Source organism: Glutamicibacter sp. NPDC087661 (assembly GCF_044743275.1).
GTDB lineage: Bacteria > Actinomycetota > Actinomycetes > Actinomycetales > Micrococcaceae > Glutamicibacter.
In genome coordinates, this window is record NZ_JBIUWE010000001.1 from 66,623 (window position 1) to 90,066 (window position 23,444).

Consider the following 23,444-nt stretch of genomic DNA (forward strand, 5'->3'; position numbering starts at 1 on the left):
GTCAGCGGATGACTTCTAGGGTTAAATCGCCTTGCCCGGGTTCAAGATGCCCTGTGGATCGAACACCGCGCGCACCCGTCGCTGCAGCGCAAGCGAGGTTTCGCCCAGCTCTTGGGCCAGCCAATCCTGCTTGAGCAAACCGATGCCGTGCTCGCCGGTGAGCGTGCCGCCCAGGGACTTGGCGAGGTGGAACATGTCTCCCAGCGCGGCCTTCGGTGCGCCGCTGGTGATGGATTGGCCTTCAGGCACCACGATGATCGGATGCAGGTTGCCATCGGCGGCATGGGCAATAGTGAAGATCGATACTCCGCGTTCATCCTCGATGCGCTGCAGGCCGGCGAAGGCTTCGGCCAAGCGATTGCGCGGCACGCCGATATCGCAGATCGAGGCCGTGCCCAGCAGCTCCATGCTCGGGATCGCCTGGCGCCGGGCTTCGATCAGCGCCTGTGCTTGCTCCTGGTCCGTGGCGATCTCGATGTGCGCGGCCAGCGGGGCGATCGCATCCTGCAGGGCCTGCATTTCCAGCTGCGCGCCGTAGCCGTCGGTCTGCGCGAGCAGCAACGCGCCGCCGCGCGCTTCGTGATCCGTTCCGAGCGCCGCATCCACTGCCTTCAGGGTCTTGCCGCACATCAGCTCCAGCACCGAGGGGGCCAGCCGTTCGGCGATCACCGCCGAGGCGGCCTTTGCCGCGGTATCCTCATCGGGGAAGTAGGCGACCAAGGTGGAGGTGTGCTTGGGCTTCGGGCGCAGGCGCAGCAGTGCTTCAACCACAATGCCCAAGGTGCCTTCCGAACCGATCATCAGCGCATTCATGTCATAGCCGGCCACGCCCTTGATGGTCCGCCGCCCGGTACGCAGCAGCTGCCCGTCGGGCAGCACCACCAGCAAGCTGAGCACCGACTCGCGGGTCACCCCGTACTTGGCGCACCACATGCCGCCGGCATTCGTCGCAATATTGCCGCCGATCGAGCAGATCGCGGTACTGGCAGGATCCGGGGCGTAGAACAACCCGTGCTCGCCGGCGGCCTGGTTCACCGCCGCATTGAGCACGCCGGGCTGCACCACCGCGGTGGCTTCCACCGGATCGATTTCCAGGATCTTGTCCATCCGGGACAAGTCGAGCACGATCTGCCCGGCCTCGGCGCTGGCCCCTGCCGCCAGCCCGGTGCCGGCCCCGCGCGGGACGATCGTGGCGCCATGCTTGTGGGCCAACTGCATCGCCAGCACCACATCATCGATGTCCTGCGCGAAGATCACCCCGTCGGCAAAGGTCGGGGGCACATAGCCGGAGCGGTCCACGCTGGCCTGCTTGCGGTCCTGCTCATCGAGCGAGGCCCGGGGATGGGCGCATAGCACTGGACTGGTTGCCACGGTAGTCATCTCGATCTCCTTTGAATGCAGAACTGGCAGGACAGCTGAGCTGTCCTGCCAGATCGGTGCTATTGAACGAACGTGTCGGCGACGGCCAAGGCCTGCTCGAGGCGATCCAGTGCTTCGATCAGCACGTCGTCCTCGATATTCATCGCCGGCACCACATGCAGCCGGTTGAAGTTCGCGAAGGGCAGCAGCCCTGCGGCCTTCGCGGCGGCAACCACCTGGTTCATCTCCGGGCTGCTGCCTCCATAGGCGGCCAGCGGCTCGCGGGTTTCCCGGTTCTTCACCAGCTCGATCGCCCAGAACACGCCGGTTCCGCGCACCTCGCCCACGCTCGGGTGCTCGGCGGCGAACTGCGCCAGGCGCGGCCCGATGATTTCCTCGCCCAAGCGCTGGGCGTTCTCCACCATGGCCTCGTCCTCCATCGCGGTGATGGTGGCTACCGCCGCCGCGCAGGCCAGCGGGTGGCCCGAATAGGTCAACCCGCCCGGGTAGACCCGCTCGCGGAAGGTCTCGAAGATTTCCGGGCTGATCGCCACCCCGCCCAGCGGCACATAGCCGGAATTCACGCCCTTGGCAAAGGTCAGCAGGTCCGGCACCACGCCGGCATGGTCCACCGCGAACCACTTCCCGCTGCGCCCGAAGCCGGCCATCACCTCATCGGCGATGTACACGATGCCGTGCTTCTTAGTCAGTTCGCGCACGCCCTGCAGATACCCCGGGGGCGGCAGGTAGATGCCGGCGGTACCCGGAATGCTCTCCAGGATGATCGCGGCAATGGTGCCGGGGCCTTCGAGCAGGATCGTGTCTTCCAGGTGCTTGAGCGCCCGCTGCGTTTCCTCTTCGGGGGTGCTCGAATTGAAGTAGGAGCGGTACGGGTAGGCCGGGAAGAAGCGCACCACCCCATCGGTTCCGTGATCCGAGGCGAAGCGCCGCGGATCCCCGGTGAGGTTCACCGCCAGGTGGGTGCCGCCGTGGTAGGAGCGGTACGCGGAGAGCACCTTGTGCTTGCCGGTATGCAGCCGCGCCATGCGCACCGCATGCTCCACCGCATCGGCACCGCCATTGGTGAAGAAGATCTTGTCCAGCTGCCCGGGGGTGTGCTTGGCGATCAGCCGGGCCGCCTCAGAGCGCGCGTCATTCACATGCTGCGGGGCGATGGTGGCCAGCTTGCCGGCCTGCTCCTGGATCGCGGCGATCACCTTCGGGTGCTGGTGCCCGATGTTCGTGTTCACCAGCTGGCTGGAGAGGTCGATCAGCGCGTTGCCCTCGCCGTCCCATACCCAGGAGCCTTCGGCCTTCAGGATGGCCATCGGGGCGAACGGCCCCTGGGCCTGCCAGGAGTGGAAGACGTGCTTGCGGTCCAGCTCATAGGCGTGCTGGCCAGCGGCGATATCCGCTGCGGAAACGCCCTGCGTCAGTGGCTGTGCCAATGGTTCAGTCATGGGTATCAGTCATTCTGCGGGAAGCCGAGGTTGATACCGCCGTGGCTCGGGTCGAGCCAGCGTTTGGTGATCACCTTGTTGCGGGTGAAGAACTTGAAGCCCTCCGGGCCGTAGGCGTGCTGGTCGCCGAACAGCGAGGCCTTCCAGCCGCCGAAGGAGTGGTAGCCCACCGGTACCGGGATCGGCACGTTGACCCCGACCATGCCCACCTGGATCTCGTCCTCGAAGCGGCGGACCGCGCCGCCGTCGTTGGTGAAGATCGCGGTGCCATTGCCGTACGGCGAAGAGTTGATCAGCTCGATGCCCTCGTTGAAGCTCTCCACGCGCACCACCGAGAGCACCGGACCGAAGATCTCCTCGGTGTAGATGGACATGTCCGTGCCGACGTGGTCGAACATCGTCGGGTGCAGGAAGAAGCCCTCGCCATCAGCATCCACGGTGCCGGTGCGGCCATCGAGCACCAGGTCCGCGCCGGCGGAGATGCCGGCCTCGATGTACCCGGCCACCTTCGCCTTGTGCTCGCCGGTGATCAGCGGACCCATGTCGCAGCCGCGGGTGCCATCGCCCACGCGCAGCGTCTTGGCGCGTTCGGCGATCTTGGCCACCAGCTCATCGGCGATGGTGTCGATCGCGACGACTACGGAGATCGCCATGCAGCGCTCGCCGGCCGCGCCGAAGCCTGCGTTGACCGCCATGTCGGCGGCCAGGTCCAGGTCGGCATCCGGAAGCACCAGCATGTGGTTCTTCGCGCCGCCAAAGGCCTGCACCCGCTTGTTGTGCGCGGTGCCGGTGGAGTAGACGTACTGCGCGATCGGGGTGGAACCCACGAAGGACACGGAGTTCACGCGCGGATCGGTCAGCAGGGTGTCCACCGCCTCCTTGTCGCCGTGCACCACGTTCAGCACGCCCTCGGGCAGGCCGGCCTCGGTGAACAGCTCGGCCAGCCAGTTGGCGGCCGACGGGTCCTTCTCCGATGGCTTGAGCACCACCGCGTTGCCGGCGGCGATCGCTACCGGGAAGAACCACAGCGGCACCATGGCCGGGAAGTTGAAGGGGGAGATGATGGCCGAGATGCCGACCGGCTGGCGCATGGACTGCACGTCGATGCCGGTGGAGGCGTTCTGCGAGAACTCGCCCTTGAGCAGGTAGGGCGCGTTGCAGCACAGCTCGACGACTTCCAGGCCGCGGGCCACTTCGCCCAGCGCGTCGTCCAGCACCTTGCCGTGCTCGGCGGTGATGATCGCGGCCAGCTCGCCCTTGCGCTCGGCCAGCAGCTGGCGGAAGTTGAACATGATCGCGGTGCGGCGGGCCAGCGAGGTGTCGCGCCACTTCGGGAAGGCCTCAGCGGCTGCGGCGATCGCATGCTCGGTGGTGGCCTTGGAGGCCAGCGCAACCTGGCGGGTGACCTCGCCGGTGGCGGGGTTGTAGATCTTGCCGGTGCGGTCATCGGCGGAGTAATTGGCGTTGTTGATCCAGTGCTGCAGGGTGCCGGTCAGCGTTGCGGTCATCGTATCGGCCTTTCGAAGTTGGGTGCCTGCCTTCATCATGGGTCATGGATGTGAGGGACAACACCATCACTGTGCCATGATTTAAGCACTAGTGCTGACGGAGTGTAAAAATGCTGACGGTAGACGAGGTACTGCACCTGCCAGTGGTCCAGGCCGCTGACCCCCAGGTGCTCTGCGGAACAGGGATGGACGCGCCGCTTCGCTGGGTGCACGTGACCGAATCCACCGAGAACATCGACCTGCTGCTGGGCCGCGAGCTGATCCTCACGACCCTGCGCAACGTGAGCGACGTGCGCGCCTTCATCACCGCGCTGCGCGAGGCCGGGGCCGTCGGGGTCATCATCGAGGACCTTTCCGGCGCACCGCTGGACGTCGCCGACCTGGGCCTGCCGGTCATCGCCCTGCGCACCACCACCCGCTTCGTGTCCATCACCGAGGTCATCCACCAGAAACTCGTTGCCGAGCAGCTCGAGGCCGTCCAGTTCTCCCGCACGGTGCACGAAATCTACACCGGGCTCTCGCTGACCGAGGCCGACGAAGCGCAGATCGTGGACCGCACCGCGCAGCTGCTCTCGGCCCCCGTGGTCCTGGAAGACGTCCGCCACCACGTGCTCGCCCAGTCCGGCGCGCAACTGGAACACTGGATCACCCGCTCGCGCTTCGTCGGGTTCCTGGAGCACACCGGACGCGCCACCGGCACCGAGAACTGGCTGCAGACCCCGGTCGGCGCGGTCCGCAGCCGCTGGGGGCGGCTGATCGTCCCGGCCGTCCTGGAGGACGACGACCGCGCGGCCCTGGTGCTGGAACGGGCCGGCCAGGCGCTGACCATCGCCCGCCTGTCCGGGCGCGACCAGCGCGAGCTGCTCTACCAGGCGCGCACCTCCACGCTGCACGAACTGCAGGCCGGGCACAGCTACAGCGACAAGGACATCGCCATCCGCACCCAGGCCCTGGGCCTGGCCGCCGCCCCCTACTATGTCCCGGTGGTCATCTCCCTGGCCGGTTCCGGAACGCCGACCGAAACCCAGCTGGCCGACCGCGCCCTGCTCGAAGTGCTCGACCAGCTGGCCGACACCCTGCACCTGGGCATCCTGGCCGGCTCGCTCAAGCCCGGGTACCTGGGGCTGATTCTGCCGCTGCGCGCCCGCGAACTGCTGGACTCCACCCTGCAGGGCTTCACTCGCCGGCTGGCCGAGCAGCTCACCGCGCCGGTGGCCATCGGCGTGGGGCCCGAAGGCACCCTGGCCACCAGCATCGCCGGGCTGGAGGAAGCCGCGCAGGTCGCGCAGATCGTCCCGCACCTGCCCACCCGCGCCCAGCCCTACTACCGCTTCGCCGACCTGCGCCTGCGCGGGGTGCTCTCGGCCATGGGCAGCGACCCGAAGCTGCGCACCTTCGCGCTGGCCGAGCTCTCCGGCCTGCTCAACCCGCTCGACCTGGCCGCCCTTGACCTGCTCGATCTCTACCTGGCCCACGGCGGGAACAAAACCGCGCTGGCCAAGGCCGGCTACCTCTCGCGGCCCACCCTCTACTCCCGGCTGGCCAAGCTCGAAGCCAAGCTCGGGGTGCAGCTGGACTCCGCCGAATCCCGCGCCTCGCTGCAGGTGGCGCTGCTCTGGTACCGCATGCACGGCTGAGCTATCCACACTTGGCTCCCGGTGAGAAAACCCCGCAGGACGCCGCGGGCATCATGGGGGCATGAGCACAGAACAGGCACAGGCGCTAAAGGACCTGGCCGACGCGGAAGAACTCATCGCATCGGCCACCGCGGTCCTTTCCGGCGGGCCATTGAGCCCCGGCCACGCGGCCTGCTTTGCGCAGCTTGCTGACAAGCTCGCCCGCCGCCAGAGCCGCACCCAGCTGCACGCCGCCCATGCGCTGCGCCGCACCGGTGCCCACAAGCTCGACCAGGAATCCTTCCAGGCCGTCACCGAGGCAGGCGAGCACCCGAGCCTCACCGCATTCCAGGCGGCCGCCGGGCGCACCACCACTGCCCGCACGCATTTCAAGAACACGGCCGGGCTGCTGCACGGCTGGCTGGATATCCCGCGCAGCACGGTCCGCGACCGGCTGGCCCTGGTGGATTGCTTGCTGGGCGGTGTCGACGAGGCAGGGCAACCGCTGCCCGCCTGGTTGCCGGAACTGGCCGGGCAATTCGCCGACCCCGACGTGGATCCCCGGCTGGTGTCCTCGGCCGCACTGAAACTGCATTCGGCCCGCAAGGACTTCGGCGAAGGCCAGGCCGGGCAGGCCAAGAAGGACCAGCTGCAAGCCGAATCGGCCGCCTTCATCCGCAGCGAACCCAAGGCCGCCCGCAGGCACATCAACGCACTGGTGGCGCAGGTGAAGTCCGGCCAGCGCCCGTTGCAGGCCCTGCTGGATGGGATCGGGATCTTCAAGAAGGGCATGCGCCAGGGCCTGGTCGAATACGTCCTGCGCGTCCTGCCCGCCCATGCGGCGATGATCGAAGCGTATTTCAACGCGCTGGACAACCCGGCCACCGTGGCCGGGAACCGCGAAGCCCTGGCGCACGCCGAGGCGCAGTTCACCGGTGCCCAAGACAGCGGCTGGGATGACGAGGAATCGATGCCCGACTGGGCCAAAGACGGGGAACCTGCCGGATCGGCACCCGAGGGATCCGCCGAACCTGAAGAACCTGAAGAACCCGAAGAACCTGACAAACCTGACGAACCTGGAGAACCCGAGGAACCTGACGAACCCGAAGAACCTGAAGAGCCCGAGGAACCTGCCGGCCCGGCCGCCACCCAGTTCGAGGAACTCAGGCCAGAACGACGCCGGCTCGTAGGATTCCTGGCCTTGCTGATGACCGACCGCAACCAGAGCGGTTCGCCAGGGAAGCAACCCGGGTTGGCGGTACCGCAGGTGAGCATCATCCTGGATTACGAGAAGATGAGACGCGACGGCAAGGAATTCGCGGTCACTTCCACCGGGATCCAGCTATCCCCGGGCGAAACCAGAGCGGCATTGTGCACGGCCGGAATCTATCCGCTGGTGCTGAACGGCCAGAGCCTTCCCCTGGATCTGGGCCGCACCCAGCGGCTGTATAGCAAGGCGCAGGGCCGCGCCATCCGGGCGGCCTATCGAGGGTGCCTGTATCCGGGATGCAGCATGCCCGCCGAACGATGCGAACTGGATCATCTCGACGCGTGGGAAAAGGGCGGCAACACGGACATCGAGTCCGCGGCCTTGGGATGCATGATCCACCATATCGGCAGGCATTGCGGGTTGTTCCACGCGGTGAAGATCCCTGGATGCCGGCCGATGGCCCTGCTGTCCAAGGAACTCGACCCGCAGCAGAAACTCCGGGTGAACACCTACTGGATGACCCCGCAGGAAGCCCTGGCGGCCGATGCCCTCGCCGAGCGCATGACCGCGAAGTGGCGTGCCGGGGAACTGGACATCGAGATCGTGGAGCCCTAGTCATCCTCCGGGTAGGGCCACCGCACGTCTTTGCGAACTCCATCGGACCACTGGGCGATCCACTCTCCGGTGCCTTCGGAGACATCGCGGACCCCTGCCTCCAGCCACTGGAACTTCCCGTCCAGCAGGTCCGCGGCGATCCGTCCATCGGTACGGGTGGTGTTTTTCCAGAGCCTGTCGAAATGCTCCTCGCAGCGTTGCGCGGCCTGTTCGCAGAAGGCCAGGGCAAGATCCTGCGCAGAGTCGCGCTGGCCGGCCGGGGACTGCGGCAGCGCAGTGGTCTTGGCGATCACCGCGGACATGGCGAACAGCTCCGCGCCGATATCCACGATATGGCCCAGGAAGACCTGCTGCTTTTCCAGGCCGGCCTGCCAGCGCGCCATCCCGGCGAACGTCTGGCGTGCCAGCCGCCGCGAGGTCCGCTCCACATAGCGCAGGTGCTTGGCCAATGGGCCGTGCTCGGCATAGGAGTTCGGAAGCGAGCCTGCGCCCATCGCAAGTTTGGGCAGCCACCGGGCATAGAATCCCGAGGCTTCCACCGCCGCCCGGGCCTTGTCCTGGATGCTCGACCCGGCACGCGCCAGGTCCCCGGCCGCCTGCAGGTGCGCATCCACGGCCTCGCGGGCAATCAGCAGGTGCATGATTTCGGTGGAGCCTTCGAAGATGCGGTTGATCCGCAGGTCGCGCAGCATCTGTTCGACCGGCACCGCCCGCTCGCCGCGCGCTGCCTGCGACTGCGCGGTCTCGAATCCGCGCCCGCCGCGGATCTGCAGCAGCTCATCGGCGATCGTGCAGGCGGCCTCCGAAGCCCAGAGCTTGGCCAGGGCCGCCTCGATGCGAATATCCTTCATGCCGGCATCGGCCAGCCGGGCGGACACCTCGAACACCGCTTCCAGCGCATAGCTGCTGGCCGCGATGCAGGCGAGCTTGCCGGCGACGGCTTGGTGCTTGCCGACCGGGTGGCCCCACTGCACGCGGGCCGCGGACCATTCACGGGCGATCTTCGTGGACCATTTGCCGGCCCCGGCGCACATGGCCGGGATGGACAAGCGCCCGGTGTTCAGGGTGCTCAGCGCGATCTTCAGCCCCGAGCCTTCCTTGCCCAGGCGGTTGGCCGCCGGCACGCGCACCGAGCGGAACCGGGTCACCCCGTTCTCGATTCCGCGCAGGCCCATGAACTGGTTGCGGTTCTCGACGGTGATGCCCGCGGTATCGGCCTCGACGATGAAGGCGGTGATTCCGCCGCAACCTGCAGGCTCTTGGCCGAGGGCCTCATGCGGCTGCACCGCGGCCATCACCACGAGCAGCTCGGCGACCACCCCGTTGGTGGTCCACAGCTTCGCGCCATCCAGCATGTAGTGGCTGCCGTCGTGACTGAGCCGGGCTTCGGTGCCCAACCGTGCAGGGTCGGAACCGACATCGTTCTCGGTGAGCAGGAAGGCGCTGATGGCTCCTGCCGCGCAGCGCGGCAGGTATTCGCGTTTTTGCTCCTCGGTGCCGAAGGACTTCACCGGTTCGGGGACGCCGATGGACTGGTGGGCCGAGAGCAGCGCGCCGATGGCCGGGGAAACCACGCCGACGCGCATCAGCGCCCGGCCGTAGTCCAGCAGGCTCAGCCCCAGTCCGCCGTATTCAATCGGGATCTTCATGCCGAAGGCGCCGATGCGGCGCAGCTGGGCAATATATTCGCCGGGGATGCGCGCCTCGGTTTCGATGCGCTCCGGGTCGATGCCATCGAGGACCGCTTCGAGTTGCGGCAGGAATTCCTGTCCGCGTTCTGGATGCAGGGCGCTGGGCAATGGTTCGATCAGGGAGAAGTCCACGGCCCCCATGTACAGGCCCTTGGCGAAGCTGGGCCGGTCGAACTGCTCGCGGGACTCCTCGGCGACTTGCCTGGATTTGTCGGCGTTGATTTGCATGGCGATCCCCTTTGGCTCGGCGATCGGCCGCGGCGCCATCGCCTGGTGGCACCAGCGTAGCTGCCAAACCCCGGGGTTGCTAGAGCGCGTGCAAGTGGCCGCGGATCGCCTGGCCGGCGTCGTGCAGGTTCTCTCCTTCGAGCAGCACGAACGCCTGCCCGAAGGTCAGCTCATGGATCTGCGATGCGGTTTGCCCTAATTCGCGGGCGATCCGTGCGGTGCTGGCCCGATGGTCGCGCTGCAGGGAGGGGAAGACCAGGGAGAAGACCCGGGAGACCAGCTGCTGGTGCTCCTGGGCCGGTTCCAGCGCCAGCTCCTGGGACAACCACTGGTAGGCGCCTTCGCCCAGCAAGCCGCGGGCACGCGAATGCGCGAGGATCACCTGGGCCGGTGCACCGAACTGCTCTTCGAGTGCCAGCAGCTGCGGGATCTGCAGGGAATCGGAGACCCGAACCTGCAGGGACAGGGAGGGCAGGAGCAAGCGTGCCGCGAATTCGTCGGCTTCGCGTTCCGCGGCGGCCACCTGCTCGCGGTTCTCGCCCAGCGAGGAGTGCATCAGCAGATGCCCCAGCTCGTGGGCCATCGCCAGGCGCTGTGCATTGCGGCTGCCGGCGGCCAGAAAGATGAAGGCCTGCTCGTCTTCCCAGAAGCTGAAGGTCTTGACCGCTTCGAGCGAGGCCGGCAGGCTCAGCACCCGCACCCCGCGGGCTTCGAGCAGATGCAGCAGATCGGGCAGCGCGCCGCATCCCAGATCCCATTCGGTGCGCAGATGCGCGGCGGCATCTTCCGGGGTGAAGCCGCACAGCTCGGGGATCCCGGTGTGCGGGAGCCGGAAGTTCCGCGTGATCAGGTTGTAGAGTTCTACGCCGTTGCGGCCCAGCGCGGCTGCGGCGACTTTTTGCGCGGTGCTGGTGCGGCGCGGGGAGCGGAAGAAGATCCGTTCGGTGTCGATGCCCTGGGCCGCGGGAAGCCGGAAGAACTGCGGCGCGCAGCCCAGCGCATCGGCCAGCGCAAGGGAAAGATCCTCGGGAGCATGGGCGAGTTCGCGCTCGCAAATACCCAGCGAGGCGGCCAAGGCGGACCGGCTCAGCGCTGCACGTTCGCGTGCCAACCTGATTCTGGTCGGTTCCAAAGTCATGAGGTTCCTGCAATCTTCCAAAAGGCGATCTTGATCGTCTAATGACCTCAGACTAGTGGCCTATGCCACAAAGCACCAATTGCGTGCAGCTTCGTGAAGTAACACGCTCTGACTTGCGAAAAGGCTCGCAGGCGGTGCCTGCGAGCCTTCGTGGCGCTAGATCTTGCTGGCCGCTTCCTTCAGCACGGTGCGCAGGATGGATTCGATCTGGTCGAACTCCGGCTGCCCGATCGTGATGGGCGGAGCCAGCTGGATGACCGGGTCGCCGCGATCGTCGGCGCGGCAATACAGTCCCGCCTCCCACAGGGCCGGGGAGAGGTACCCGCGCAGCAGGCGTTCGGACTCCGCGTCGCTGAAGGTCTCCTTGGTCGCTTTGTCCTTGACCAGCTCGATCCCGTAGAAGTAGCCGGCGCCGCGCACGTCGCCAACGATGTCCAGATCGGTGAGCTTGGACAGCGTGGATTTGAACGCGTCGGCATTGTTCTTGACGTTCTCGTTCAATCCTTCCCGCTCGAAGATGTCCAGGTTCGCCATCGCCACCGCGGCTGCCACCGGATGCCCGCCAAAGGTGTAGCCGTGGTAGAAGGTGGTATCGCCCTTGGTGAAAGGCTCGAACAGCTTGTCGGAAACGACCATCACGCCCAGCGGGACATAGCCACTGGTCAGCGCCTTTGCCGAGGTGATGATGTCCGGGACGTAGCCGAAGTCGTTGCAGGCGAACATCGAGCCGATGCGGCCGAACGCGCAGATGGTTTCGTCGGAAACCAGCAGCACGTCGTATTCGTCACAGATCTCGCGGACCCGGTCGAAGTACCCCGGTGGTGGCGGGAAGCAGCCGCCGGAGTTCTGCACCGGTTCCAGGAAGACCGCCGCCACGGTGTCGGCGCCTTCGAATTCGATGGCTTCGCGGATGCGCTCCGCGGCCCACAGCCCGAAGTCCTTCTCGTTGTCCGCGAACATCTGCGGTGCGCGGTAGAAGTTGGTGTTCGGCACGCGGAAGGTGCCGGGGACCAAGGGCTCGAACGGGGTCTTCATATCCGGCAGCGAGGTGATGGCCAAGGCTCCCTGAGGGGTGCCGTGGTAGGCCAGGGCGCGCGAAATGACCTTGGTTTTGCCCGGCTTGCCCTTCATCTTGAAATGCTGCTTGGCCAGCTTGAAGGCGGATTCGACCGCCTCGCCGCCGCCGGTGGTGAAGAAGACGCGGTTCAAGTCGCCCGGTGCATAGCTGGCCAGGCGCTCAGCCAGGTCGATCGCCGGTTCGTGGGCGTAGGACCACAGCGGCATGAAGGCCAGCTTCTCGGCCTGCTTGGCCATGGCTTCGGCCAATTCGGCGCGCCCGTGCCCCGCGTTGACCACGAACAGCCCGGCCAAGCCGTCGATGTATTCGCGCCCGGCATCGTCGTAGATCTTGTGCCCCTCGCCGCGCGAGATGATCGGAACATGCGCGCCGTTGGAAATTCCGGAGTGCCGGGCCATGTGCATCCAAAGGTGATCGCGAGCGGCTTGCTGGCGATCGGTACCACGTGGTGTGTTCATCGTGTTCCCCAGTTGTATTCCTGTTTTTTGAGTGAAAGGTAGGTGTACGTATTGGTGCTGACCACGCCTTCGAGCCCGCGGATCGTTCCGATCACGCGCAGCAGGTCCTCATCGTTCGAGCAGATGACCTCCGCGAGGATGTCCGAGCTGCCGGCGGTGACCACGCAGTAGTCGACTTCCGGAAGTTCGGCGATCCGGTCGGCGGTGCCGCTGATGTCGCTGGCGGCGACGACGCCGATCATGGCCTGGCGGGTGAATCCCAATTCCAGCGGGTTGGTGACTGCGACGATTTGCACGACGCGGCTCTCGACCAGCTTCTGCACGCGCTGGCGCACAGCCGCTTCGCTCAGGCCCACTGCCTTGCCGATGGCGGCATAGGAGCGCCGGCCATCTTCCTGCAGCTGCTCGATGATCTCCTTGGAAATTTCATCAATGGCCTGTGCCGTATGCGAGGGCAGCGTCATATCGACCTCCTAGGTCTAAGGGACTTTCCACAGACCCTACCGTCACTGATTCAGTTGCGAAAGGGGTATTTTTGAAAGTTTTCAGTTTTCGTAACGTAATTTTTACAAGGAAACTTGCGTTCGGGTCTTGTTGGACTTGTGCATTGCTGGCAGGATGAACGACAACACTTTCATGTGTGGCCGATCACATTCGTCGTTAGGATTCCAGCCATGTCGCACTCGCAACGCCGACTTCCGCAAGACCCCCAAGTCCGCGCACTGGTCCAGGCCGTGAGCCAGCGCAGCTACTCCCGCCGCAGCGTGCTTTCCGCGACCGGCGCATTGGGCCTGACCGGGCTGCTCGCAGCCTGCGGCACGGGAGGAAGCAGCACCAAAGCCGCACCGTCGATCGAGGACATTTCCGCAAACGACCCCACCGTGAACTGGGCCAACTGGACCCTGTACCTGGATTACGACGACGAGAAGAAGACCTACCCGACACTGGATGCGTTCACCAAGCAGACCGGCATCAAGGTGAACTACCGCGAGGATATCGACGGCAACGACACCTACTACGGCAAGGTGCAGGGCCAGCTCAAGGCAGGCCAGGACATCGGCCAGGACGTCATCACGATGACCGACTGGATGGCCGGCCGCATGATCCGCCAGGGCTACGCCCAGGAGCTGGACCTGGCGAACATCCCCAACTCGGCCAACCTGCTGCCCAACCTGAAGGACGTGGACTTCGACCCGGGACGCAAGCACTCGCTGACCTGGCAGTCCGGCTACGCCGGCATCGCCTGGAATAAGAAGGCATTCCCCAAGGGCCTGAAATCCGTCGAGGACCTCTGGGATCCAAAGCTCAAGGGCCGTATCACCGTGCTCGATGAAATGCGCGACACCATCGGCCTGCTGATGCTGCACAACGGCGTGGACATCGCCGGCCAATGGGGCGAAAGCGAATTCGGCGCCGCTGCCGACGTGCTGCGCGAGAACATCGGCAATGGCCAGATCCGCCAGGTCAAGGGCAACTCCTACAAGGAGGACTTCGTCTCGGGCGATGCGATCGCCGGCATCGTCTGGTCCGGCGATATCGTGCAGATGAACTTCGAGAACGATGACCAGTGGGAGTTCGTGATCCCCGAGGCCGGCGGCACCCTGTGGAGCGACAACCTGATGGTCCCGGTGGCCTCGCCACGCAAGGCCAACTCCGAGAAGCTCATGGACTTCTACTACGACCCGGCCGTGGCCGCGCAGGTCGCAGCCTACGTGAACTTCATCTGCCCGGTGGTCGGCGCCCAGGAAGAAATGGAAAAGATCGACCCTGACCTGGTCGGCAACCCGCTGATCTTCCCGACCGATGAGGATCTGGCAAAGGCACATGTCTTCCGCTCGCTGGAAGCGGATGAAGAGACCGCGTTGAACTCTGAATTCCAGAGTGCAATCGGCGCCTAGAAAGCGGGGAACACCATGACTCGCCAACGAGCCATCAACTGCCAGCGCCTGCCCAAGGGCCACGGTTCGGGCCCGGCCCGTGCCAGGGACGTCGTCAACCGGGCAACCTCCGCACGTGCTGTACCGGCAGCAGAAACCGATTTCCACAACCAGTTCCAGGAAGTGATAGGGGCATGACAACCTTGGCAACGCGTACCGAAACCACTGCCACCGGCGCGGATCTGCACCTCTCGGGCATCACCAAGCGCTTTTCCAGCTTCGTGGCGGTCAAGGACCTGGATTTGGTGGTCCCTTCGGGCACCTTCTTCGCCCTGCTCGGACCCTCCGGTTGCGGCAAGTCGACCACCCTGCGCATGATCGCGGGCCTTGAGGCCCCCAGCGAGGGCAGCATCTCGATCGGCGGCCAGGACGTGACCGCGCTGGCCAGCCACCAGCGTCCGGTGAACACCGTGTTCCAGTCCTATGCGCTGTTCCCGCACATGAGCGTGCTGGAAAACGTGGCCTTCGGGCTCAAGCGCAAGAAGGACAAGCAGGCGATGGAGAAAGCCAGGGCCGGGCTGGACCTGGTGGAGCTCGGGCACCTTGCCAATCGCAAGCCGATCCAGCTCTCCGGCGGGCAGCAGCAGCGCGTGGCCCTGGCCCGGGCGCTGGTCAATCGCCCGCAGGTGCTGCTGCTCGATGAGCCCCTCGGGGCACTTGACATGAAGCTGCGCCGCCAAATGCAGCTGGAGCTGAAGAACATCCAGACCGAAGTCGGCCTGACCTTCATCCACGTCACCCACGACCAGGAAGAGGCCATGACCATGGCCGACGTGGTCGCCGTGATGAACGGCGGACGGATCGAGCAGATGGGCCCGCCGCGCGAACTCTACGAATTGCCCAAGACCGCGTTCGTCGCGAACTTCCTGGGCAAGTCGAACCTGATGCGCGGCACGGTCACCGGCAATGACGCCGGCATGCTCAGCGTCATGGTCAACGGCCAAGCCATCTTGCTGCCGGCCGACCGCGCCGTGCAGGCCTCAGGGGAGGTGGTCGTCGGGGTGCGCCCGGAGAAGATCACGATCTCGCGCGATGGCTATGCGGGAGAGAACCGCTTGTCCGGCACCGTGGTCGACGTGTCCTTCACCGGCACCACCACCGAGTACCTGGTCGAGGTGGACGGGATCGGCACGCTCGGGACCTTCGCGCAGAATCGCGGCCAGCAGCCTGCTGCCGAAGGCGACACCGTGTACCTGTCCTGGGAAGCGCAGCATTCCTTCGGATTGGCCGGTGCCGAGCACGAGGATGCCGGAGTTGACCAGCCATGACGGTCATGACCAAGAAGGGCATCGTCGACCTGCGCAGCCCCGAGGAGATCCGGGCGGAGCGGCGCAAGGGCCGCACCGGCGTCTACCTGATCGCCCCGGGCATGCTGGTGCTCGCCCTGTTCTTCGCGCTTCCGGTGGTAGTCCTGCTGGCAATGAGCCTGTACGTGAAACCCGAGGGCGGGGAAATCGGCGAATTCGTGCCGGGTTTCGAAATCGGCAACTACGCCACGGTGCTCGCCGCCTACTGGCCCGAGCTGCTGCGCTCCTTCGGGTTCGCGCTGATCGCCACCGTCCTGGCCTTGCTCATCGGCTTCCCGATGGCCTACCTGGTGGCAGTCCGCTTGCGCGAGAAGACGCTGCTGCAGGGCATCTTGCTGGTGCTGCTGATCGCCCCGTTCTTCTCCAGCTTCATTCTGCGCACCCAGGCCTGGAAGCAGATACTGGCCGATGAGGGGTTCATCGCCCAAACGCTGAAATTCCTGGCGATCCTGCCAGCCGACGGGCACCTGACTGCCACGCCGTTCGCGGTCGTCGCGGGCCTGACCTATAACTTCCTGCCGTTCATGGTGCTGCCGATCTACGCTAACCTGGGCCGGCTGGACACCCGCCTGCTCGAGGCCTCGGGGGATCTGTATGCCAGCCCGGTGACCTCCTTCTTCAAGGTGACGCTGCCGATGAGCGCCCCGGGCGTCTTCGCCGGCACCCTGCTGACGTTCATCCCGGCCGCCGGCGACTACGTGAACGCGGCCCTGCTGGGCAATAACCGCAATACTACGATGATCGGCCAGATCATCGATTCCAGATTCTTCAAGGTCATCGATTACCCGGGCGCCTCGGCGTTGAGCTTCGTGCTGATGGTCTCGATCCTGATCCTGGTCACGATCTATATCCGCCGCTTCGGGACCAAGGAGCTGATGTAGCATGAAGCAGAAAATCGGACGCTGGTTCATCCCCGCTGTCGGCGGGCTGGCTTTCATCTACCTCCTGGTCCCGATCGCGTACATCTTCGTGTTCTCCTTCAACGATGCCGGCCGCACCAACCTGGACTGGCGCGGCTTCACCCTGGAGAACTGGCAGAACCCCTGCGGCGCTCCGGCGGTCTGCGAATCGCTGGCGCACTCGCTGCAGGTCGGCACGGTGGCCACGATTGCCGCCACCGCCTTGGGCACGCTGATCGCCATCGGCCTGGTCCGCTACAAGTTCCGGTTCCGCAAGCTCACCGATGTGCTGATCATTTTGCCGTTGGCTACTCCGGAGGTCGTGCTCGGCGCTTCTCTGCTGGCACAGTTCCTGAACCTCGGTTGGGAACTGGGCTACGCCACCATCGTGATCGCCCACATTGTGTTCTGCATGTCCTTCGTGATCGTCACCGTCAGGGCTCGTGTCTCCTCGCTGGATCCGCGATTGGAAGAAGCGGCCGCCGATCTCTACGCCTCGCCGCGGGCGGCCTTCTGGAAGGTGACGTTCCCGCTGCTGCTGCCAGGCATTGTGGCCGCCGCGCTGTTGTCCTTCGCGATGAGTTTTGATGATTTCATCATCACGAATTTCAACTCCGGCACCTTCCAGACCTTCCCGAAGTTCATCTATGTGGCAGCTACCCGCGGCATCCCGGCCCAGGCGAATGTCATTGGTTCGGCGATGTTCATCCTTGCCCTGCTCGTGGTGGTCATCGGACAGGTGATCAGCTACCGGAAGAAGAAACAGCTGGAGAATTCCTAGGTTCCAAAGGCCCGCGCTCTTCAGCGCGGGCCTTTGGCTTGCCAGCTGGTCAAAAAGCAGGGATCGTCACTAGCGTGAGCGGTACCCAGCTCGCTCCTTGCACCCTCTGGGACCTGCACGTTGTTGGACTGGCGCTAGGCCTCCGGCCGCTTGCTGCTCTTGCGGTGATTTGCAGGACCATTGCCTGCAGGATGCAGCCGCGCCCAAAGGCCATTAGGGTGGCTGGCGGAACGAAATATTGGCAGAGAGCCGAAATGCGGGCATCTGACATATAGTAAATACTTAGCTTTACAATATATGGTCTACAGGTTGATACCTTGCTGGCCTGTAGGTGCAGGTCTATGAACGATTGGAAACTTCATGAGCGATAAGCCAGTTTGGCTCTCCGGGCCTGAACGCGACGCCTGGCTTGGACTGCATGCTGTCATGACTTTGCTTCCGGCGGCCTTGGATTCCGATCTGCAGGGCCTGGAAGGCATCACGCTTTTCGACTACCACATGCTCGCCATGCTCTCCGAGGCCAAGGACCATCAGCTGACCATGACGACGCTGGCTTCGCACACCAGTGCTTCGCTTTCGCGACTGTCGCATGTGGTCAAGAAGCTGGAGAAGCGCGGCTGGGTTACCCGCGAGCAGTCCGCAGAAGATGCCCGTGTGAAAATCGCCTCATTAACGCAGGCCGGATGGGAAGCCGTGCAGCAGATGGCGCCTCACCACGTTGCCTCGGTGCGCGGACTTCTCTTCGATACCCTTGATGACAAGGACGTTAACGATCTCACGCGGATCGCACGCAAAATTACAACTTCGCTTGATGCGGATCATTGGATCCTGAATTCGGAAAACCTCGATTTGGAACACTGAGGAATTCTCGATAAGCTAATCAGGCGTTAATCGCGTGTGTTGTTATGCCGTCTAACAGCAGAACAACTGCGCGTTGCCCGTAATACCGAATATCGTGGCCGACTGAGTACGGGGAAATTGCTCGACCGGTTGCGAAGTTCACCGACTTACATACTTTAAGGCTCTTCGGTTGGTTCTCACCCAGCCTGGTTACCTTCCTAGTGTGCAGTATTAACGGTGTTTCACTGGTTGGCGGGACTCATAACGCAGAAGCGGTGTCGATATTTTGGTATGGGCACTGTGCGCGAGTACCGCCGAATTTTACTACTAACTAACTGAGGAGTGATCATGGCAGCTGTTTGCCAGGTAACCGGTACTACTCCGGCCTTCGGACATAGCATCTCCCACTCGCACCGTCGCAACAAGCGTCGTTTCGATCCGAACATCCAGAAGAAGACCTACTACGTGCCTTCCCTGCGCCGTAAGGTGACCCTGACCCTGTCGGTCAAGGGCATCAAGGTCATCGATGCTCGCGGTATCGACGCTGTAATTGCTGACCTGATTGCGAAGGGTGTGAAGCTCTAAAAATGGCAAAGAAGGATAAGGACGTACGTCCGATCATCAAGCTGAAGTCCACCGCTGGAACCGGTTTCACTTACGTAACCCGTAAGAACCGTCGTAACAACCCTGACCGCATGGTCATGAAGAAGTACGACCCAGTCGTCCGTAAGCACGTTGAATTCCGAGAGGAGCGCTAAGACATGGCCAAGAAGTCCAAGATCGCAAAGAACGAACAGCGCAAGGTCATTGTCGAGCGTTACGCTGCAAAGCGTCTCGAATTGAAGAAGACCCTGGTTGATCCAAACGCAACCGACGAAGCTCGCGAAGCTGCACGCGTAGGCCTGCAGAAGCTTCCACGCGATGCTTCCCCGATTCGCGTTCGCAACCGCGACGCAATCGACGGTCGCCCACGCGGCACCTTCCAGAAGTTCGGTATCTCCCGTGTTCGCTTCCGCGACATGGCGCACCGTGGTGAGCTTCCGGGCATCACCAAGTCTTCCTGGTAAGACCTGCAAGTCTTTTGACTTAGCAAGCCGCCTTCCCTTTCGGGAAGGCGGCTTCGCCTTTTAACGCCGCCACCACCGGCGTTTCACCGGTGCTTTCTCTGCCACCGGTGCAGGTTCTGCCGCCCGGCGTTCCTGCCAACCAAGCACCTCTGCGGTGGAATCGCGCAAAGCGGTGATCACCGGCGGGCCGCCAAGCAGCTGCCGCCGCGCCTCGATAATGCGGGCATTGAAATCCTCGATATGCTCACGCACGGCCCGCTCGGAGGGCAAGCGGTCCAAGGTCTGCTCCATCTGCTCATCTTCCACCCGCAAGGTCAGCGCTGGTGGGCCCAGCCCGGTAAGCTGCTCGCGGCGCATCATGGACTTCAGCCACCAGTCGGGATCGTCATTGCTGGTGATATGGTCGATCTTCTGGCCCGAGAGGGCAAGATTGTCGAAGTCCCCGCGGGCGAAAGCCTCATCGAGCACGGAGTTGGCCACTTCCCATGCCTCGTCCTCGGCATGCAGCTGCAGCGGCGTCTTCTGCTTCTCGACGGGAGCCATCCCGGTGGCCTGCGCATACTCGTCCACCGGCAACGGCTCGCTGTCCTGCTTCATCTTGTACCGGGCCGCATTCAGTGCGGCATCCTCGCTGTGCTCCATCTTCCAATGATCCCACCGTGCGCCTGAGCCCGGCAACGGCACTGGGACTTTCCGAAGCAATTGATGGGGGAGCTGGGAAGATAAAATCATTCCCTTCGGGTTCGGGCGCCTCGCCAAGGATTCAGTGCCCAGCAAGCGGCTGCGAGGTGGCTGGAGATCGCTATAAGCGGCCATGTCCCACCCGCAATCGAGCATTATCCCTGTAGTAGCGTGTATTCCATGAAGCCAGCGACGCGCTATCCGAGACCCGCAACTGACATCTACGCGAACCGGCAGCGGTGGGCGCCGCTGGGCCAAGGCAAGACCGTTGTGGTGACCGGCGCGAATAGCGGCCTTGGCTTCTTCGCGAGCCTCGGCTTGGCGCGAGCCGGTGCGCAAGTCATCCTGGCCTGCCGCAACCAGAGCCGTGCGGAGCATGCCATGGAGCAGATCCGGCTGCGCGTACCGGCGGCTAGCGTGGAATTCATGCAGTTCGACTCCTCGCGCATGGAATCCGCAATGGGACTGGCAGCTGAACTGCGCAATCGGCCATTGGATGCGCTGATCGCCAATGCAGGGGTCATCCGGGCGCCGCAGAGCCGCGTCGAGGGCCTGCTGGGCCATGAGCTGACCATGAGCACGAATTTCATCGGGCATGCGCGGCTAGTCGGCGAGCTGGCCGAACGCTTCGCCCAGCCGCTGCGGTTCATCGGGCTGGGATCGATGTCCACCCGGATGCTGGCTACCGATCCGCAAAACCTGGCCTTGACCCGCGACTACCATCCATACCGTGCCTATGCGCAGTCCAAGGCGGCAGTGCAAGCCTTCACCTTGGCCCTGGACCACCGGCTGCGCCAGCTGGAACTGCCGGCTCGCGCGCTGGCCATCCACCCGGGGTATTCGCTTTCCGGGCTGACCCCGCAGGTGCCCAACATCAACGAACCGGACTTTGCCAAGCGGCTGATTGGCCAATTGCAGTCCAGTTTCGCGCAGGGCAAACATGAAGGTGCGGTGGCATTGGTCGAAGCGGCATTGGCGCCGGAACTCGAAGACGCGCCCCGAGGCAGCTATTTGGGGCCGAAATACCTCACGAAGGGTCCAACGGCACTGGCCAGCCCGGCGAAAGCGACCCGCGGCAAGGAGCTGCAAAGCAAAGCCTGGGAACTTTTCGTGGAGGCAAACGAAGGCCTCGATCCGTTCGCGCTGTAGGTCCCGGGTGAACTTTCACACCCTTGATTTGGCGAAAATTCAGCAGAATCCGCAAGATGATGCACTTTTTGTCGCTTTCAGCTGGTAAGTTCAACTCTTGATAAGTCCGTGCGACCGTGCGGCGTTCGGGGCCCGGAAGAGGGCTTTGGATCACTAGTCCAGGAGGACCATACATTGGCTATGAACCGTAGCGAACTTGTTGCTGCTGTTGCAGCGAAGACCGAAAACTCCCAGGTTGCCGTTAATGGTGTTCTGGATGCAGTCTTCGAGGTTTTCGTCGACCAGATTTCCAAGGGTGAGAAGGTGTCGATCCCAGGTTGGTTGGCTGTAGAGCGCACCGATCGTGCAGCTCGCACCGGCCGCAACCCACAGACCGGTGAAGCAATCCAGATTCCTGCTGGCCACTCGGTCAAGCTGACCGCTGGGTCGAAGCTGAAGGCTGCTGTAGCCAAGAAGTAAGCTTCCGCTAGAGCTTTGCGCAAGGCCCGCTGTCCGTTCCCGGATTGGCGGGCCTTGCGGCGTTAAGGAACGTTGCAAAAGCCTTCATTGAACCCAAAAATGCTGCCGTTGAGCCAAGAAATCTGCAATTAGTTGAAAAAATCCCGGTTTTCCGCCTGTTTTCCGCAGTTCTGGGGCGAAACGTTTGATATGTTCTCACTGGTAAGACCGTGCGACCGTGCGGCGTTCGGGGCCCGGAAGAGGGCTTTGGATCACTAGTCCAGGAGGACCATACATTGGCTATGAACCGTAGCGAACTTGTTGCTGCTGTTGCAGCGAAGACCGAAAACTCCCAGGTTGCCGTTAATGGTGTTCTGGATGCAGTCTTCGAGGTTTTCGTCGACCAGATTTCCAAGGGTGAGAAGGTGTCGATCCCAGGTTGGTTGGCTGTAGAGCGCACCGATCGTGCAGCTCGCACCGGCCGCAACCCACAGACCGGTGAAGCAATCCAGATTCCTGCTGGCCACTCGGTCAAGCTGACCGCTGGGTCGAAGCTGAAGGCTGCTGTAGCCAAGAAGTAAGCTTCCGCTAGAGCTTTGCGCAAGGCCCGACCCGCTCCGGAGAAATCCAGGAGGCAGGGTCGGGCCTTCTGCTTTATCGGAGCACCGTTTGAGGCGCTCTTCTACTTCGCGTAGAATCAGCTTCGATCGTAGAACTCCGCGAAGAATGGCTGCCCATCGTGTCACAGAAACCCGCAACCCGCGTTATCCGCGGCTGGTTGGCGGCAAGCGTGTGCACCTGGACAGCCTTTGCCGCGCACGCCCACAGTGCGCCTACAGCGCTATCGGTGGTGGCCATGGTGCTCATTACCTGCGTCTCTGCGGCTATCGGCGTCGTGCTGGTGGGCCGGAAGTTCTCCCTGTGGGCGACCAGCCTGGTCGTGCTGCTCAGCCAGGGGCTCTACCACCTGAGCTTGTCGGTGATGAGCCACCAGGGCGGCGACATTTCCGGTCTGGAACACGCGCACCATGCGGGGCGCAATCCAGCGCTGGCGCAGGACATCACCGCGCAGTACGCCAACGTGCATACCGAATCGATGCTCTACGCCCACGTGCTGGCCGCGATCGCCAGCGTACTGGTGCTCTACGGCGGTGAACGCCTGCTCAAGGCCATGGCCGGCTGGCTCACCCTTTCAACGGCCCGGCGGATCCTCTCGCGCATTCGCGTGCAGGTACCTGCTGCCCGGCCGCTTCGTGCCTACTTCCCCTTGCGTTTCCAACTCAAGCTGGCGCAATTGGGAAGACTGCCGGAGCGCCGCGGTCCGCCCTGCTTCATTCTTGCTGCCTGAGTAAAGAATTGAAGCGCCCCGCAAGGGGCTTGGAAGGAACATCATGAGCGTAGTAACCAAGAACATCACCCGACTAGTCGCAGTACTGGCATTCTCCTTGCTGGCTTTCGCCGGCTCGATCGGTGCCGCCAACGCGCACGACCAGTTGATCGGCTCTACCCCGGAGGCCGGGGCCACCATCCAGGAAGTGCCCGAGGACATCACCCTCGAATTCTCCGGCGTGCTCCAGAGCCTATCCGGCGTGGACTCCACGGTGGTCTCGCTGACCCTCGATGGGGAAAAGATCGACACCGAGGCCAAGACCAAGGGCACCAAGGTCACCGTCACCCCGGCCAAGGAGCTGGGCAACGGCGAGTACCAGCTGGCCTACCGCGTGGTCTCGTCTGACGGCCACCCGATCGAGAACAAGATCGGCTTCAGCGTCGACGCGCCACAGGCCGCCCCCACCCTGGTCAGCTCGAGCGCGCCAGCGGCGCCTAGCGACTCCGCAGGGTCCGCCGACCTGGATCCAGGCGCTAACCCGGTCCAGGACCTGGGCAGCTCGATGAGCCCGGTGGTCTGGGTCATCATCGGCGTAGTCATCCTTGGCGGCGCGCTGGGCGTGCTGGCCAAGTTCATGCGCCAGTCCAAGTAGCC

General features: G+C 64.0%; 24 protein-coding genes. 16 read left to right on the forward strand and 8 right to left on the reverse strand.

Going from position 1 to position 23,444, the window contains the following annotated elements; genetic code table 11:
• Window positions 1-21: 21 nt before the first annotated feature.
• The 3 genes from ACIOTN_RS00310 to ACIOTN_RS00320 are packed head-to-tail and all read right to left on the reverse strand — an operon-like array spanning window position 22 to window position 4,327.
• Window positions 22-1,380, reverse strand: coding sequence for an FAD-binding oxidoreductase (locus ACIOTN_RS00310; protein ID WP_133833530.1), 1,359 nt, complete (start codon window positions 1,378-1,380; stop codon window positions 22-24).
• A gap of 59 nt (window positions 1,381-1,439) precedes the next feature.
• Entirely contained in the window at window positions 1,440-2,819 is a 1,380-nt protein-coding gene (locus ACIOTN_RS00315; RefSeq protein WP_332728380.1) for an aspartate aminotransferase family protein, read from the reverse strand.
• A gap of 5 nt (window positions 2,820-2,824) precedes the next feature.
• Window positions 2,825-4,327: a CoA-acylating methylmalonate-semialdehyde dehydrogenase gene (locus ACIOTN_RS00320; protein WP_402734682.1), complete on the reverse strand. Its 1,503-nt coding sequence runs from the start codon at window positions 4,325-4,327 to the stop codon at window positions 2,825-2,827.
• Between the two features lie 110 nt (window positions 4,328-4,437).
• Here ACIOTN_RS00320 and ACIOTN_RS00325 point away from each other — a divergent pair, with 110 nt between their 5' ends.
• Together ACIOTN_RS00325 and ACIOTN_RS00330 are read left to right on the forward strand one after the other, a co-directional pair.
• The gene (locus ACIOTN_RS00325) at window positions 4,438-5,964 is read left to right on the forward strand and encodes a PucR family transcriptional regulator ligand-binding domain-containing protein (protein WP_332485880.1); all 1,527 of its coding nucleotides are present in this window, start codon (window positions 4,438-4,440) and stop codon (window positions 5,962-5,964) included.
• A 61-nt stretch (window positions 5,965-6,025) separates the two neighbouring features.
• Entirely contained in the window at window positions 6,026-7,768 is a 1,743-nt protein-coding gene (locus tag ACIOTN_RS00330; RefSeq protein ID WP_402734683.1) for an HNH endonuclease signature motif containing protein, read from the forward strand.
• On the opposite strand, the gene ACIOTN_RS00335 is transcribed toward ACIOTN_RS00330, so the two are convergent.
• The 4 genes from ACIOTN_RS00335 to ACIOTN_RS00350 all read right to left on the reverse strand — a co-directional run bounded on the left by ACIOTN_RS00335 (window position 7,765) and on the right by ACIOTN_RS00350 (window position 12,825).
• Window positions 7,765-9,687: an acyl-CoA dehydrogenase family protein gene (locus tag ACIOTN_RS00335; RefSeq protein WP_402734684.1), complete on the reverse strand. Its 1,923-nt coding sequence runs from the start codon at window positions 9,685-9,687 to the stop codon at window positions 7,765-7,767. The genes ACIOTN_RS00330 and ACIOTN_RS00335 overlap by 4 nt on opposite strands.
• 79 nt (window positions 9,688-9,766) lie before the next feature.
• Window positions 9,767-10,825 (reverse strand): ImmA/IrrE family metallo-endopeptidase, encoded by a 1,059-nt coding sequence (locus tag ACIOTN_RS00340; protein WP_332485883.1) that lies wholly within the window; start codon window positions 10,823-10,825, stop codon window positions 9,767-9,769.
• A 156-nt stretch (window positions 10,826-10,981) separates the two neighbouring features.
• Window positions 10,982-12,361 carry an aspartate aminotransferase family protein gene (locus tag ACIOTN_RS00345; protein WP_105657045.1) on the reverse strand — a complete coding sequence of 460 codons (1,380 nt, stop codon included), beginning with the start codon at window positions 12,359-12,361 and terminating at the stop codon, window positions 10,982-10,984.
• A complete protein-coding gene (locus ACIOTN_RS00350) occupies window positions 12,358-12,825 on the reverse strand; it encodes an Lrp/AsnC family transcriptional regulator (RefSeq protein ID WP_105657044.1) in 468 nt (155 codons plus the stop codon). Before ACIOTN_RS00350 ends, ACIOTN_RS00345 begins: the two co-directional genes overlap by 4 nt.
• A 210-nt stretch (window positions 12,826-13,035) precedes the next feature.
• On the opposite strand from ACIOTN_RS00350, the gene ACIOTN_RS00355 reads away from it, so the two are divergent.
• The 9 genes from ACIOTN_RS00355 (at window position 13,036) to rpsN (ending at window position 19,192) form a co-directional block, all read left to right on the forward strand.
• Window positions 13,036-14,259: a PotD/PotF family extracellular solute-binding protein gene (locus ACIOTN_RS00355; RefSeq protein ID WP_402734685.1), complete on the forward strand. Its 1,224-nt coding sequence runs from the start codon at window positions 13,036-13,038 to the stop codon at window positions 14,257-14,259.
• Window positions 14,260-14,274: 15 nt separating this feature from the next.
• On the forward strand, window positions 14,275-14,436 hold the full coding sequence (locus ACIOTN_RS00360) for a hypothetical protein (protein WP_166650709.1): 162 nt from the start codon (window positions 14,275-14,277) through the stop codon (window positions 14,434-14,436).
• Window positions 14,433-15,566 (forward strand): ABC transporter ATP-binding protein, encoded by a 1,134-nt coding sequence (locus ACIOTN_RS00365; RefSeq protein WP_332730596.1) that lies wholly within the window; start codon window positions 14,433-14,435, stop codon window positions 15,564-15,566. The genes ACIOTN_RS00360 and ACIOTN_RS00365 overlap by 4 nt, the downstream gene beginning before the upstream one ends.
• Window positions 15,563-16,486, forward strand: a complete 924-nt coding sequence (locus ACIOTN_RS00370; RefSeq protein WP_332730597.1) for an ABC transporter permease — start codon at window positions 15,563-15,565, stop codon at window positions 16,484-16,486. The genes ACIOTN_RS00365 and ACIOTN_RS00370 overlap by 4 nt, the downstream gene beginning before the upstream one ends.
• 1 nt (window position 16,487) lies before the next feature.
• Window positions 16,488-17,285 (forward strand): ABC transporter permease, encoded by a 798-nt coding sequence (locus ACIOTN_RS00375; protein ID WP_105657040.1) that lies wholly within the window; start codon window positions 16,488-16,490, stop codon window positions 17,283-17,285.
• A gap of 360 nt (window positions 17,286-17,645) precedes the next feature.
• Window positions 17,646-18,146, forward strand: coding sequence for a MarR family winged helix-turn-helix transcriptional regulator (locus ACIOTN_RS00380; RefSeq protein ID WP_105657039.1), 501 nt, complete (start codon window positions 17,646-17,648; stop codon window positions 18,144-18,146).
• Between the two features lie 327 nt (window positions 18,147-18,473).
• A complete protein-coding gene (rpmB, locus tag ACIOTN_RS00385; RefSeq protein ID WP_013349911.1) occupies window positions 18,474-18,710 on the forward strand; it encodes a 50S ribosomal protein L28 in 237 nt (78 codons plus the stop codon).
• A gap of 2 nt (window positions 18,711-18,712) precedes the next feature.
• Window positions 18,713-18,883, forward strand: coding sequence for a 50S ribosomal protein L33 (rpmG, locus tag ACIOTN_RS00390; protein WP_013349910.1), 171 nt, complete (start codon window positions 18,713-18,715; stop codon window positions 18,881-18,883).
• 3 nt (window positions 18,884-18,886) lie between these two features.
• Window positions 18,887-19,192, forward strand: coding sequence for a 30S ribosomal protein S14 (gene rpsN / locus ACIOTN_RS00395; protein ID WP_013349909.1), 306 nt, complete (start codon window positions 18,887-18,889; stop codon window positions 19,190-19,192).
• A 60-nt stretch (window positions 19,193-19,252) separates the two neighbouring features.
• Here the strand turns inward: rpsN and ACIOTN_RS00400 are convergent, their stop codons facing one another.
• Window positions 19,253-19,834: a DUF1992 domain-containing protein gene (locus tag ACIOTN_RS00400; protein ID WP_166650710.1), complete on the reverse strand. Its 582-nt coding sequence runs from the start codon at window positions 19,832-19,834 to the stop codon at window positions 19,253-19,255.
• Between the two features lie 219 nt (window positions 19,835-20,053).
• Between ACIOTN_RS00400 and ACIOTN_RS00405 the strand changes: the two genes are divergently transcribed.
• The 5 genes from ACIOTN_RS00405 to ACIOTN_RS00425 all read left to right on the forward strand — a co-directional run bounded on the left by ACIOTN_RS00405 (window position 20,054) and on the right by ACIOTN_RS00425 (window position 23,442).
• Entirely contained in the window at window positions 20,054-21,022 is a 969-nt protein-coding gene (locus ACIOTN_RS00405; protein ID WP_105657037.1) for an SDR family NAD(P)-dependent oxidoreductase, read from the forward strand.
• 174 nt (window positions 21,023-21,196) lie between these two features.
• On the forward strand, window positions 21,197-21,481 hold the full coding sequence (locus ACIOTN_RS00410; protein WP_013349906.1) for an HU family DNA-binding protein: 285 nt from the start codon (window positions 21,197-21,199) through the stop codon (window positions 21,479-21,481).
• A gap of 275 nt (window positions 21,482-21,756) precedes the next feature.
• A complete protein-coding gene (locus tag ACIOTN_RS00415; protein WP_013349906.1) occupies window positions 21,757-22,041 on the forward strand; it encodes an HU family DNA-binding protein in 285 nt (94 codons plus the stop codon).
• Between the two features lie 158 nt (window positions 22,042-22,199).
• Window positions 22,200-22,808, forward strand: coding sequence for a hypothetical protein (locus ACIOTN_RS00420; RefSeq protein WP_133833541.1), 609 nt, complete (start codon window positions 22,200-22,202; stop codon window positions 22,806-22,808).
• Window positions 22,809-22,851: 43 nt separating this feature from the next.
• Window positions 22,852-23,442, forward strand: a complete 591-nt coding sequence (locus ACIOTN_RS00425; protein WP_105657035.1) for a copper resistance CopC family protein — start codon at window positions 22,852-22,854, stop codon at window positions 23,440-23,442.
• Window positions 23,443-23,444: the final 2 nt, after the last annotated feature.